Source organism: Phenylobacterium montanum (assembly GCF_018135625.1).
Classification (GTDB): domain Bacteria; phylum Pseudomonadota; class Alphaproteobacteria; order Caulobacterales; family Caulobacteraceae; genus Poindextera; species Poindextera montana.
This window is the reverse complement of record NZ_CP073078.1, coordinates 1,808,855-1,821,639: the sequence shown is the minus strand read 5'-3', so window position 1 is coordinate 1,821,639 and position 12,785 is coordinate 1,808,855. Positions and strand designations below refer to the sequence as shown.

8 protein-coding genes are annotated in these 12,785 nt (G+C 67.0%); 5 read left to right on the top strand and 3 right to left on the bottom strand.

Annotated elements, in window-relative coordinates:
- Positions 1–45: 45 nt before the first annotated feature.
- A complete protein-coding gene (locus tag KCG34_RS08035) occupies positions 46–987 on the bottom strand; it encodes a DUF4198 domain-containing protein (protein WP_211939859.1) in 942 nt (313 codons plus the stop codon).
- A 95-nt stretch (positions 988–1,082) separates the two neighbouring features.
- Between KCG34_RS08035 and KCG34_RS08030 the strand changes: the two genes are divergently transcribed.
- The 3 genes from KCG34_RS08030 to KCG34_RS08020 all read left to right on the top strand — a co-directional run bounded on the left by KCG34_RS08030 (position 1,083) and on the right by KCG34_RS08020 (position 4,339).
- A complete protein-coding gene (locus KCG34_RS08030) occupies positions 1,083–1,679 on the top strand; it encodes a HupE/UreJ family protein (protein WP_249138263.1) in 597 nt (198 codons plus the stop codon).
- A complete protein-coding gene (locus tag KCG34_RS08025; RefSeq protein WP_211939857.1) occupies positions 1,679–2,161 on the top strand; it encodes a hypothetical protein in 483 nt (160 codons plus the stop codon). The genes KCG34_RS08030 and KCG34_RS08025 overlap by 1 nt, the downstream gene beginning before the upstream one ends.
- Positions 2,162–2,266: 105 nt before the next feature.
- Positions 2,267–4,339 carry a hybrid sensor histidine kinase/response regulator gene (locus KCG34_RS08020; RefSeq protein WP_211939856.1) on the top strand — a complete coding sequence of 691 codons (2,073 nt, stop codon included), beginning with the start codon at positions 2,267–2,269 and terminating at the stop codon, positions 4,337–4,339.
- Between the two features lie 264 nt (positions 4,340–4,603).
- On the opposite strand, the gene KCG34_RS08015 is transcribed toward KCG34_RS08020, so the two are convergent.
- On the bottom strand, positions 4,604–5,686 hold the full coding sequence (locus KCG34_RS08015; RefSeq protein WP_211939855.1) for a LacI family DNA-binding transcriptional regulator: 1,083 nt from the start codon (positions 5,684–5,686) through the stop codon (positions 4,604–4,606).
- Between the two features lie 100 nt (positions 5,687–5,786).
- The gene (locus KCG34_RS08010; protein ID WP_211939854.1) at positions 5,787–8,264 is read right to left on the bottom strand and encodes a glycoside hydrolase family 3 protein; all 2,478 of its coding nucleotides are present in this window, start codon (positions 8,262–8,264) and stop codon (positions 5,787–5,789) included.
- A 593-nt stretch (positions 8,265–8,857) separates the two neighbouring features.
- On the opposite strand from KCG34_RS08010, the gene KCG34_RS08005 reads away from it, so the two are divergent.
- Complete coding sequence (locus tag KCG34_RS08005) at positions 8,858–11,974, top strand: TonB-dependent receptor (protein WP_211939853.1); 3,117 nt, start codon at positions 8,858–8,860, stop codon at positions 11,972–11,974.
- A gap of 58 nt (positions 11,975–12,032) precedes the next feature.
- The gene (locus KCG34_RS08000; protein ID WP_211939852.1) at positions 12,033–12,782 is read left to right on the top strand and encodes a SapC family protein; all 750 of its coding nucleotides are present in this window, start codon (positions 12,033–12,035) and stop codon (positions 12,780–12,782) included.
- The last annotated feature ends 3 nt before the right edge of the window (positions 12,783–12,785 follow it).

Sequence of the window (12,785 nt, the reverse complement as noted above, 5' to 3'; positions counted from 1 at the left end):
CCCCGACCACGCACCGTTGGTCTGCCGCGCTCGCTCCGCGCCGGCCTAGGAATTCGGGCGAGGCGGAGGTGTGCGCGGGAAGCCGAGGGTGAGGCTGGAGAAGGTGGTTTCGAAATCCGCCCTCGGATCGCCCACGATCGGCTTCGTCCAGACTACGTTGAACTGCCAATTCCCGATGCGTGGGACCTTGAAAAAGGCGCGCCCCGCCTGATCGGTTAGGCGGGAGGCCATGGGCCGGGCGTCGAAATCCAGGTTGTTGAGCTTGACCAGCGCGCCCGCCAGGGGGCGGCCTTCATAATAGATGCGCACCGGAAGGTCCTCGCCGGCGCCCGGCGCGTAGGGATCGGCCTCCGGCACGATTTCGAGACTGAGGCCCAGCCGCTGGGTGGCGACCGGCTGGCCTTGGCGCTCCGCTGAGCCGACCTGAACGATGGCCTTGGCTCGCCGGCTATAGACCTCGCGGCCGGGCGCTTCAGTGGTCTTGTTGCGGGCGCGCAGCTCGATGGCTTGGGTCAGGCCCTCGGCCTTGATGTAGTCGGTGAAGCGGATGCCCGGCAGTTCGCTCTGGGTCTGATTGGTCTCCAGCGCCAGGACATATTCCCCGCGCCGCGCAAAAGGCAGCTGGGTGTCGATATTCGCCGCGCCGAGCCTCAATTCCCCACGGCGATCGGAGCGACCGTCGGGGCCGAAGCTTTCAAATCGCGTGATGCGATCGGCGGGGATCAGCGACTTTTCGCGGTATGGCCCGTGGCCGACCAGGATCGTCATCGTCGTCGTCCCGCCCTGCGACAGCCAGAACGCGGCCGGCTGGATCCAGAAGTCGTGGGCGGCGGCGAAGGTCGGCGCACCGATCGCCGCGGTCAGCGCCAGCAGCGTCCGGAGCTGGCCGGCGCGGCCTCGCCAGATCCATCGCGGTCGATGCGTCGATCCGCCGTCTTGGCCCGTAGGTCTGTTCGAATTGTCCCTGCCGGAGTTCGAAGATGTCATTGCGGAGTCCTCAGTCGATCGTCGACGGAAATACGAGGGCGGGAGCGATCCGGGCGCATGGGCGCGCAAATTCCAATTGGGCGCCTCACCTCGACGTGCGGCGACTGGCGGTCGCGGCGACTTCCGCCGCCTTCGCGCTTAGCCTGGCGGCCAGCCCGGCCGAGGCCCATACAGGTACTGGCCTGGCCGGCGGCTTCGTCTCCGGCTTCCTCCATCCTTTGAGCGGACTGGACCACCTGTTGGCCATGGTCTCGGTGGGGCTCTGGGGCGCAATTCTCGGACGGCCGCTGCTGGTGGCGTTGCCGGTGATCTTTCCGGCGATGATGGCCGCGGGCGCCGCGCTCGGGATGTTGAATACGCCCATGCCGCCGGTCGAGCTCGGCATCGCGGTCTCGGTCCTGGTGCTGGGCGCAGTGATCGCCTTCGGCGCCCGGGCGCCGGTCTGGCTGGCCTGCATCCTGGTCGGCGGCTTCGCCCTGTTCCACGGTTACGCCCACGGGCGCGAGCTGCCCTCGGCGGCCGACCCGGTGGGCTATAGCACCGGATTTGTGCTCTGCACGGGCCTGCTGCATGTGGCCGGCATCGGCCTGGGCGCGCTGAACGATCGTAGGGACGGCGCCATCATGGTGCGCGGGCTTGGCGGCGGCATCGCCCTGGCTGGGATGGTGTTCCTCTACCGCGTGCTCGCCTGATGCGCGGAGGTCCGCTCCCTCCCGCCCTGTTGTGCGCGGCGATCGGCCTTGCGCTGGGTTATGCGCCGTGGCGGACCGGGCTATTGGCCTGCCTCGTGGTCACCGCCGTCTCAGCGGCGGTGTCGATCCTGTCGCTTCCGCAGGCCTGGACGGATCTGATCTTCGCCGGCTGTTGGATCAGCGTCGCGCTGAGCGCCGCCTGTGTGCATCTTCCGCACAGGATAGGCCTGCCCGGCGCGGTTCTGCTGGCGGTCAATGGCGGGGTCTGGGCCGGCATGGTGGCCAAGGCGGGCGGCGATGGACCGACGCTGATGATCGCCCTGCCTTTGCTGCTGCTTTGCCTGCCGAGCCATTGGCTTGCGGTCAGCGGCCGCGGCGTCGCCGTCAAGGTGGCCGCAAGCTGGCTGATCGCGATCGCCGGCCTCGAACTGATGGTCGGGCTCACGCCGACGCCGGGCTACAAGCCGGATCACATGGATTGAAGGCTTTGTTGGCGCAGAACCGCAGGCCCGGACGCGCCCCGCGTCCGGCCAATCCATCAATTTCACCGTCAGTGATTTTTCAGCGCGCCGGAGATCGAATGCGCCATGGAGGCTGATGCGCTTGCTTTCGCGCGAGATCGGCGCGCGATCCTATTGACTGCAGGCGTTACTGCGGCCGTGTTTGGGCTCTCTCTGATGAGCCTGGTTGCACGCCAGGATTTCGGTCGGCTCGCCGCAATCTGGCCTGCCAACGCCGTTGTGACGGCCGTTCTGCTGCGGGCCCCAAAGCGCCTCTGGCCGCAAGTCCTGGCGGCGAGTCTGGTCGGCAATGTCGCCGCCAAATTGATCATTGGAAGTCACTTCATCCCAAGCTTCGTTCTGCCGATCTCCAACAGCGTGGAGATCTGGATATGCGCCGAAATCGTCAGGCGGTTCGCCGGGGCCCAAGTGGATCTGTCGCGCCCGAGCCACCTGCGCATCTTTGTGGCGTCGGCGGGACTGATCGCCCCGATCGCGTCCGGCCTGCTCGCCGTATCCGTATTGGCTACTTGGCGGGACGACGCCTTCATAAGCGATTTGATCGATTGGTGGACGGCTGACGGGCTGGGGCTGCTGATCGTCACGCCGGCGCTGCTGGCGCTGACGCCGCCAGCGCTCGTCGAACTTTGGCGCTTAGTGCGCAGCGGCCGCGGCGCGCTGGCCATCCTCTCGCTGGTGCTGAGTCTGGCGTTGGTGTTCGGCCAGACGCGTTTTCCGGCGCTGTTCCTGGTTCCGGGCGCGTTGGTCTACGTCGCGTTCGACCTTCAGCTGACGGGCGCTGCTCTCGCCCTTTTGTGCACGGCCTTTGCGGTGCTTATTCCAACCGTTGTCGGCCTGCGCGCCGAACCCTTGTCTCGGATGCCTTTCAGCGACGCCGTCGTCGATTTGCAGTTGTTCCTTGCCGCGGCGACGCTGCTGGTGTTGCCGGTTGCGGCCGCTGTCGCGAGGCGCGCGCAGCTGGAGGAGGCGCTGCTGCGTCGGACCTTCGAATCCGAAGCCGCGTCGATCGCCAAGTCCGAATTCCTGGCCAATATGAGCCACGAGATCCGGACCCCTTTGACGGCCGTGATCGGATTCGCCGGACTGCTGGAACGGGCGCCTGAGCTTTCGCCCAAGTCGCACGCCCATGTGATGCGCATCAGCCAAAGTGGTCGGGCGCTGTTGGCGATCGTCAACGACGTGCTCGACTTCTCCGAACTGGACGCCGGTCATACACGCCTGGAGCCGCACAGCTTCGATCCGGCCGCGCTGGTCCGTGAAGCCGTGGACCTGGTGGCCGACCAGGCGTCAGCAAAAGGGCTCGCCCTTTGGCTCGAGGTCGACGCCCTGCCGCCACGGCTTTGGGCCGATAGCGCACGACTTCGACAGGTTCTGCTCAACCTGTTGGTCAATGCAATCAAGTTCACCGACACGGGTTCGGTCGACGTCAGGGTCAGCCATGACGGGCTCGTCGGCAGCTGGTTATGGGTGACTGTGGCGGACACGGGCGAGGGCGTGCCGGAGCGGCTGCGTCATAGACTGTTCCAGCATTTCTCGCAGGTCGACGGCTCCAACACCCGCCGCCATGGCGGCATCGGCCTGGGTCTGGCGATCTGCAAGAGCCTCGTCGACCTGATGGGCGGGGACATCGGCGTCGAAAGTCGGGACGGTCCGGGTTCGATCTTCTGGTTCACAATTCCCGCGCCGGAGGCGGAAGACGACTATCGCGCCGCGCCGCCATCCCGGGCGCCCGGCGAGCCGAAGCGTCAGGCCGACATCCTGGTCGTCGACGACGTCCCCGCCAACCGCGAATTGGTCCGCGCCATGCTGGAGGCGATGGGCCACCGGGTCGAGGAGGCCGGCGACGGCCTTGAGGCGGTCAATGCCGCTCATCGGTTGCGCTTCGATCTCATCCTGATGGACCTGCATATGCCCCGCATGGACGGCCTAGAGGCGACGCGCCAAATTCGGGCGCGCTCTGCGCTCAATTGCGACACACCCGTGGTTGCGCTCACGGCGAACGTGCTGGACGCCGATATCGCGTCCTGCCTGGAGGCCGGAATGGACGATCACCTGTCCAAGCCGATCGTACCCGCCAAGCTTGTTGCGACGATTGGGCAATGGACAGATCCGGCTAGGACAGTGAGATCCGCGTCATGAAAATCCGGGACGTCAGTTTAGTTGGGACTGATCTCAGTGCGGGCCTGGCTAGCGGCCGAACACAGCGCGGACACGTGCAGTCAACAAGAGAAGGTGGCTCTCGGCGCAATTTGAACATTTGACGGCCGAACCTTGCCTGCTCCTACCTTAGGGCGCGGGCGAAGCTGAGCATTAACGGAAGAGTTGTTGCCATTGGCTCCTCCGGCGTCGCGACCAACGCCTCGATCAGCGCCTCGAACTGGCGCTGCTCGGGATCAGGGCCGCCTATTGTTGCCTGGTTGGGTCGTCCGGCGCCGCGGGATTGCTTGAACGGCAGATCGCCGTGGAGCTGCGCAGCACGATGTCGTGGCTGAGGATCTGGCGGGCGGGCGGCTGTGGCGGCGCGGGGTCCAGTTCGGCCAGCAGTTGGGCGAACAAAAGGTCGCCGGCGGCTTCGCCCAGGGCCACCGCGTTCTGGCGGACGGTGGTCAGCGGCGGCCAGAGCATGTCCGAGCCCGGCATGTCGTCGAAGCCCACCACCGACAGCTGGTCCGGCAGGGACAGGCCCAGTTCGTGCGCCACCTTGATCACGGCGGCGGCCATTTCGTCGTTGCTGGCGAAGATGGCGGTCGGGCGGTCGGGGCGGCGCAACAGGCGCTCGGCGCAGATCGATGCGGTGGCGTAGCTGAAGTCGCCATTCTCGATCAGCTGCGGATCGGGGGCGATGCCGGCGGCTTTCATCGCATCCTCGAATCCCTGCTGGCGCAGATGGGTCGCCGCATGGTTGGCGAGCCCGCGGATGAAGCCGATGCGGCGGTGTCCATAGGCCAAAAGGTGCTGGGTGATCTGGCTGGCCGCCCGACGCTCGTCGATGCGCACGGAGGGGGCGTGAGCCGCCTCCTTCAGCGGCGAGATGCAGACGAAGGGCACGCCGGCCTGCTCCAACACGCCCTGAATGATGTCGCTCTCTGTCACCGGGGCGGTCAGCACTGCGCCGGCCAGCTGCAGGTGTTCGACCAGCGCGCGGGCGCGGCGCTCGAACTGGGCGCTCTTATAGTCGAGCTCTTCGACCACGAGATGATAGCCGTAGTGGTGGCAACGGCTGAGCAGGCCGATCTGCACGGCGTTGGTATAGTGGCCGCCGCGGTCGCCATAGAGCTGGGCGACCACCAGCGAGCGGCCGGCGGCGCGGGCGCGCGGGTCATGGGCCTGGCTGCTCATCTGGAAGTTCAGGGCGTTGACGGCGGCGTTCACGCGCTGGCGCATGCGGGCGCTGACGTGCGGCTCGCCGTTGACTACGCGGGAGACCGACTTGATCGAGACCCCGGCGGCTTCCGCCACATCGCTGATGGTGGGTCTGCGGGTCACGGGCGTCCCTGGTTGCGGTCCATAGCCATGCGTTGGTCCCGGTATAGTGGAGCTGTTCGTTCGCGCCAAATGCGAGGGCGGCGGCGGTCGGGCGGGCGTGTCATCGGGTCAAGACCTCCGCACCGCCCGGGGCGGCCTCGAGCCGCACGTCGCTGACTTCCAGGCTGAATGGCCCCTGGGCGGCCAGGACGAAGGGCGCCCGGACCGGACCGGACGGAAGCAGACCTTTCAGCGGCGCGGCGATGGTGACCCAGCCGCCGCGCGGCGCGCGGCTCAGGGCCGGTCCGAGGTCGAGGCCGCTCGGGCAGGCGCCCGTACAGTCGACGCCCAGACGCACGGGGCCGGCGGGCGGCGCCTCAACGCGGACCTCGAACACCAGGCTGAGCCCGCCGGCGGACGCGGCGGCCAGGTCCTGCGGCTCGGCGGCGGCGAGGTAGAGACGCGCCGGCCGGTCGCCCCGCCAGACCGCCTTCAGGGCGTCCTCTTGCACGCGATGGTCGGCGGGGGTGACCACCAGGCTGAGGCTTGGGGTGTGGCTCTCGCCGGATGACGCCGCCACCGCCGGGTCCTGGTCGTCGCCCAGATAGGCGCGGTAGGGCGAGAGCGCGCCGCGGTCATAGAGCCGGATGCGGCCGTCCGCGCGGCGCGCAGCTGACGGCGGCGCCTCGGCCACGTGGTCCGGCCCCTGCTCGGCGCCTTTAAGGGTCAAGCCGTAGCCGATCTGGAACAGGGCGTGATCCGGGCGGCCGTCCACGATCTTCGGCGGCGCCGGCTGGTCCGGCCAGGGGAAGGGCAGGCGGCCTGAGAAGTCGCGCGGCCCGGCGAACAGCATGTCGGCCACGCCCTCGCCCTCGGCGCCGGGCAGCCAGGCCGCGACGAAGGCGTCGGCGGCGTTGAGTTCGGGGCTGACATAGAGCGGCCGGCCTGAAAGAAGGACCGCGACCACCGGCACCCCTTGCGCCTTCAGCCGCTTCATGATCGCCAGGGCCTGCTCGGCCTGAGGCGGCGCCGCGAGGTCGGGAACGTCGCCGCGGCCCTCGGCGTAGGGTTCCTCGCCGAACACGACCACGGCCGCGTCGGGGCGATGCTCGAAGCGGCCGTCGGCGCTGAAGGCGGCCTGTCCGCCGGCTGCCTTGGCCGCCTGCTCGATCCCGGCCAGAAGGCTGGTGGCGCCGGGGAAGTCGGCGTTGACGGTCTCGGAGCCCTGCCACGTCAGCGACCAGCCGCCGACCTGCTGGGGGATGCTGCGAGCCGCCTCGCCGACAACCAGGATGTGCGAGGTGGGCGACAGGGGCAGGACATGGCCCCGGTTCTTCAGCAGCACCAGGGATTCGCGCACGGCCTGCCGCGCCAGGTCCCGCTCGGCTGCTCCGCCGGGAGCCTCTGTCCGGGGGGCGCCGCTGCGAGTGGAGGGCGGACCCTCCTCGAACAGGCCGGCGCGGATCTTGACCCGGAGGATGCGGCTGACGGCATCGTCGATGCGGCTCAGCGGCACCGCGCCGCTCTTGGCTTGCGTCAGCAGGCTTTCATAGGCCGCCTTCCAGTCGCTGGGGGCCATGATCATATCGATGCCGGCGTTGATCGCCGCTGGGCAGTCGAAATTGCTGCAGCCCGGCGCCTGGCCGATGGCGTTCCAGTCGCTGACCACGAAGCCGTCGAAGCCCATCTGGTCCTTGAGCACGTCGGTCAGGAGATGCTTCTGCACGTGCATCTTCTCGCCGTTCCAGCTGGAGAACGAGGCCATCACCGTCTGCACGTCGGCCCTGATCGCGCCGTAGTAGCCGGCGGCGTAGCGGTCCCGCAGCAGGGCCTCGGAGACTTGGGCGTCGCCCTGGTCCACGCCGTCACGTGTCGCCCCGTCGCCGATGAAATGCTTGGCCGTGGCGATGACATGGTCAGCTCCGAACTGGTCGGGCGCGCCCGGCGCGCCTTGCAGGCCGCGCACCATGGCCTCTGCCAAGCGGCGCACGATGGCCGGGTCCTCGGAGAAGCTTTCATAGGTGCGGCCCCAGCGCGGATTGTCGGCCACCGCCACGGTGGGGGCGAAGGCCCAGTCGATCCCGCTGGAACGCACATCGGCGGCGACGGCCCGGCCGATTTGCTCGGTCAGGCCAGGATCATTCGCGGCCCCCAGGGCGATGTTGTGCGGAAACAGCACCGCGCCGAACATGTTGTTGTGCCCATGCACCGCATCCGTGCCCCAGAGGATCGGGACGCCGCCGCCCTTCAGGCTCTCGGCGCGGAAACGGTCGGCGAGGCTCCGCCAATCGTCGATCGAGGCATGAGCGTGCCCGTCGGGGGGCGATCCGCCGCCATTGAGGATCGAACCCAGGTAATAGGCGCCGGCCTCTTCGGGCGTGATGGCCTTGATCTCGCCCTGGATCATCTGGCCGACCTTCTGCTCCAGGCTCATCCGCGACAGGATCGAGCGCACCCGCGCCTCGACCTTGGCGTCGTCGGCTCGCACCGGCCGTTCGGCCCGGGGCCAGGCCGGCGCCGGCGACTGGGCGAGCGCCGGCGCGGCGCAGAGCGCCAGGCTGCTCGTGACAGCGAGAAGGGCGGAGCGGATGCGGCGCATGCGAGGGCGAGCTCTCTGAAGCGGAACTGTCGTCGAATTGATCGGAAAAGCGCCGGCGCCCGCCCGGGGGTGAGGGGCGCCGGCGGAAGTGCGGCCGCGGACGACTGACCGTCTTTGGCCGAAATCGTAGAGCTCTCCTGTCTGAAAATTGACCTTATCCGTATGGCTAGGCCGGACAAATGTAAAGCGAAAGAGGTCGGGCGAAGTTGACCGCCTCTGCCGAGCCTGAAAAAATATCAATAAAAACAGAAAGTAAGTTTTGCATCCTGCTCTCTGGCGCTGCCTGGCCAATTGGGCTTCGTTGTCTTATTTGGCTCATTTTGCCCCGGGCTCTGGTGGCTGGGCTAGGCCCTGGTGGCGTCGGTTCGGATGCTTTGAGGGCAAAACGTCCCCGCCATTGACCCGCTTTCGGCGCTTCAGCGAGGTTTCCTGGGGGATTTCTCAATTTTTATGTCCAGTTGTCAGATTTTTGGCCTGATAAATTGACAAGGTTGTCAGTCGGGCGTTACAAGATCGCCAGCTGCGAAGCGCGCCGGTCACAGGCGCTCGCCGGACCTTGCTGAGGAACGGTGAAACGAAAGGGGAGGCCAGTCATGACCCAGCGCCGTCAGAGCGCCGGCCGGACGATCGTTCGCGCCCTCCTGCGCCCGCAGCTGCAACTGAACACAGCCGAACAAGGCCAGGACCGTCGCGATCGCGCCGGCGCCGAGGCCAGGGCCGCCCGGGGACTGGCAAGACAATCCAAGAGGGGAGACCTGATGAAGACCCGCCTATCCAACACCGCCTCGATCGCCGTCTTGGCGCTCGCGGCGTTCGGCGCGGCCCTGCCCGCCGCGGCTCAGCAGGCCGCTGGCGCGACTGCTACCAACGCCGCGCCAGAGCAGGTGGGCGAGGTTGTGGTGACCGGCCTGCGCAGCTCGCTGCAGAACGCCATGAAGATCAAGGAGAACGCCAGCGGCGTGGTCGACGCGATCAGCGCCGACGACATCGGCAAGTTCCCGGACACCAACCTGGCGGAATCGATCCAGCGCATTCCTGGCGTGACCATCAACCGCAACAACGGCGAAGGCGCCCGCATCACCGTTCGCGGCTTCGGGCCAGAGTACAACCTGGTCACCCTGAACGGACGGGTGATGCCCGGCACGGCCGACCCGCCGCTGGGTTCGGGCCTGGGCGTGACCCGCTCGTTCGACTTCGAAAACCTTTCGGCCGACAGCATCAGCGGGGTCGAGGTCTACAAGACCGGCCGCGCCGACATCCAGTCCGGCGGAATCGGCTCCACGGTCGACATCCGCACCGCGCGGCCCTTCGACTATCACAGCCTGCAGGCGACCCTTCAGGTCAAGGGCACCGACGACACCAGCTCGCCCAAGGATAGCCTAAAGCCGGAGGTTTCGGGCCTGCTGTCCGACACCTTCTTTGACGGCAAGCTCGGTCTGCTGGTCAGCGGCAGCTACTCCGAGCGCCAGTCGCAGCTGCAGGACGTCAACATCAACGGCTGGCAGCAAGACCTGCTGACCAACACCACGCCGGGGGTGACCAGCTCGAACACCAATCCCGCTGGCCACATCTGGTCGCCGCAGGGCGAGAACTGGTTCTACGCCGACGCCAACCGCGTGCGCGAGAACGGTCAGGTGGTGCTGCAGTATCGCCCCATCGATTCGATGACCTTCACCATCGACGACACCTACGCCCTGCTGCGCGAATCCACCGAGCAGCATCAGGTGGGCGCCTGGTTCAGCATGCCCAACGACCTGCGCACCGCCACGGTGAACAGAGAGGGCACGGTCACCAACATGGTTGCGGCCGGCAACGACCTGGCCTTCGAGTCGGCCTACCAGCATTACCGAGCCTCGACCAACGAGATCGGCGTCAACGCCAAGTGGGACGCCACCGACAACGTGACCCTGACCTTCGACGCCGACGACGCGATCGCCACCTCGGGCGACCCTGGCTCGGAAGGCGACGGCGGCTTCAACATCATGGGCTTCAACAGCGCGCCCAACGGCAATCCGATCTTCGCCACCAAGACCTTCTGCCTCTGCAACCTGCAGATCCCGACGGTGACCTACGCCTTCAACAACGTGCTGTCCCCTGCCGCGGGGGGCAACGGCGGCATATCCGGTTTCAATCAGCTTTCGGCGGCCAACGCCTCCGAACTGTTCGGCCAAGACAACGGCACCATCTTCCGCTCGGAAGTGCAGCAGTGGGGCGGCAACCTGGTCTGGCGCAACCGCTCGGACAGCGCGCTGGAGAGCATCAGGTTCGGGGGCGGCGAGACCATCTCGACCACCCGCAACCGCAGCTTCAACAGCGGCAATCTCTATCCCTACTATTACGGCACGATCGGCAACGCTTCGGGCATTCCCTACACGGTGGTGCCGACCTCGGGCCTGTTCCAGGGCTTTTCCGGCGGCGGCTCGGCCAATCCGATCCCGTACATCTATTCCTACAACATGAACCAGGCCGTTCAGTACCTGGGCTCCTCCAGCTTCGTGCTGCCGGCGACCCCGACCAATGACGACCACATCACCGAGGACACCTGGAACGCCTACGTCCAGATGAACCTGGCCACCGAGTTCAATGGCATGCCGTTCAAGGCCCTGGTCGGGACGAGGTTCGAGCATACCGAGACCACCGCCAAGAGCCTGGTCCAGGTGCCGACCGCCATCACCCAGACCTCGGCCAGCGAGTACCAGACGGTGTTCGGCGGCGGGACCTCGTTTTCGAACATCCGCAAGTCCTACGACGAGTTCCTGCCCAGCCTGGACATGAGCCTGGGCGTGCGGCCGAACCTGATCCTCCGGGCCTCGTTCTCCAAGACCATCACCCGCTCGGACCTGACCGCGCTGGTAGGCACGGAGACCTTCAATAACTCGCCCAAGCCAGGCGCGCGTTCGATTTCGGCCGGCAATCCAGCCCTCTTGCCTTACGAGTCCTACAACACCGACCTGTCGGCCGAGTGGTACTACGGCAAGAACAGCTATGTTTCGGTCAATTACTTCAGCAAGTACGTCAACAACTTCCTGATCACCAAGACCAGCCAGGTCACCTACCCGAACCTGACCGACCCTTCGGCCGGGCCCCGCTATACGAACGCACAGAACGAGCTGATCGCCTCTGGCATCGCCAATCCGTCGTCGCAGCAGATCTTCGCCCGGATGCAGACCGACGCCGGCACGTCGGTGTTGACCGGCCTGCCGACGGATCCGGCGATCGTCTGGGACCTGACCGAGCCCTCCAACGCCCAGACCACCGAGATCCACGGTTGGGAATTCGCTATTCAGCACGTGTTCGGCGACAGCGGTTTCGGCGGACAGGTCAACGTGTCGCTGCCCTATGGCGGGCCGCACTTCGATCCCAAGGTCACCGGCAACCAGTTCGTGCTGCCGGGCCTGTCCAAGTCGGTCAATGTGGTGGCCTTCTACGAGAAGTACGGCTTCACGGGACGCCTCGCCTACAACTACCGTTCGAGCTACCTGGCCGGTTGGGGCCAATCCTCCTCGCCCGACGAGCCGATCTTCGTCGAGGCGCGCAGTCAGCTCGACGCCAGCGCGGCCTACAGCCCGACCAAGAACTGGAGCGTCTTCATGGACGCGATCAACATCACCAACGAGGGCCAGCGCACGTACGGCCGCTACAAGGACCAGTTCATGGGCGCCCAGGTGCTGAAGGCGCGCTATCAATTCGGACTGAAGTATAAGTTCTAGCGTCAGCCTGCCCGGCGGCCGCTCCCAGGGGCGGTCCGCCGGCATTGGCGCTTATGTTTTGAAGGATCCGACCCTCTTGGCCAATGTCGTCGTGCTCGACAAGGACCGCCATCGTCACCTGCGCGTGGCCACCGGTCACTCTCGCGCGCTGGGTTCGGATGTCGGGCTCTGTCCCATCACGCCGCGCGAGTTCGCCCTTGCCGCCGCCGCCTTTCCGCTGGCCTTCCGTCTGAACGGCGTCAGCGGCGAGCACGAGCCGGTGGCGCTGCTGGGCTTCCAGGCCGACGAGAACCTCTATCTGGAAGGCGAGGCCTGGCGGGCCAGCCACGTGCCCATGGACCTGCGCCGCCAGCCCTTCCTGCTGGCGCCTGCGCCGGGCGAAGCCAATGGGCCGCCGCGCCTGTCCCTGGCGCTGGACGAAGCCCATCCGCGGGTCTCCGAGGAGGCGGGGGAACGGCTGTTCTTTGCTCAAGGGCTGCGCACCGATTTCCTGGAGGCCGCCCGCAGTCTGGTGCTGGATTATTTCGAGGGCGTCGGCCAGGCGAGAGCCTTCGCCGGGGAATTGTTCCGCCTGGGCCTGCTCGAGCCCCTGCGGATCGAGGCCGAACTCGCCGACGGGCGCACCGTGGCCCTGACCGGGCTTCTGGGCGTGGACCGCGCGCGGCTCTACGCCCTGCCGGAGGCCGAGGTCATGGGCTTGTGGGGCAAGGGCTTTCTGGAGCTGGCCGTCTTGCAGGCCGCCAGCCTGAGCCATGTGCGGCGGCTGATCGACCTGAAGAACGCCCGCCTCGCCGGTGCGGCGGCCTGAGCC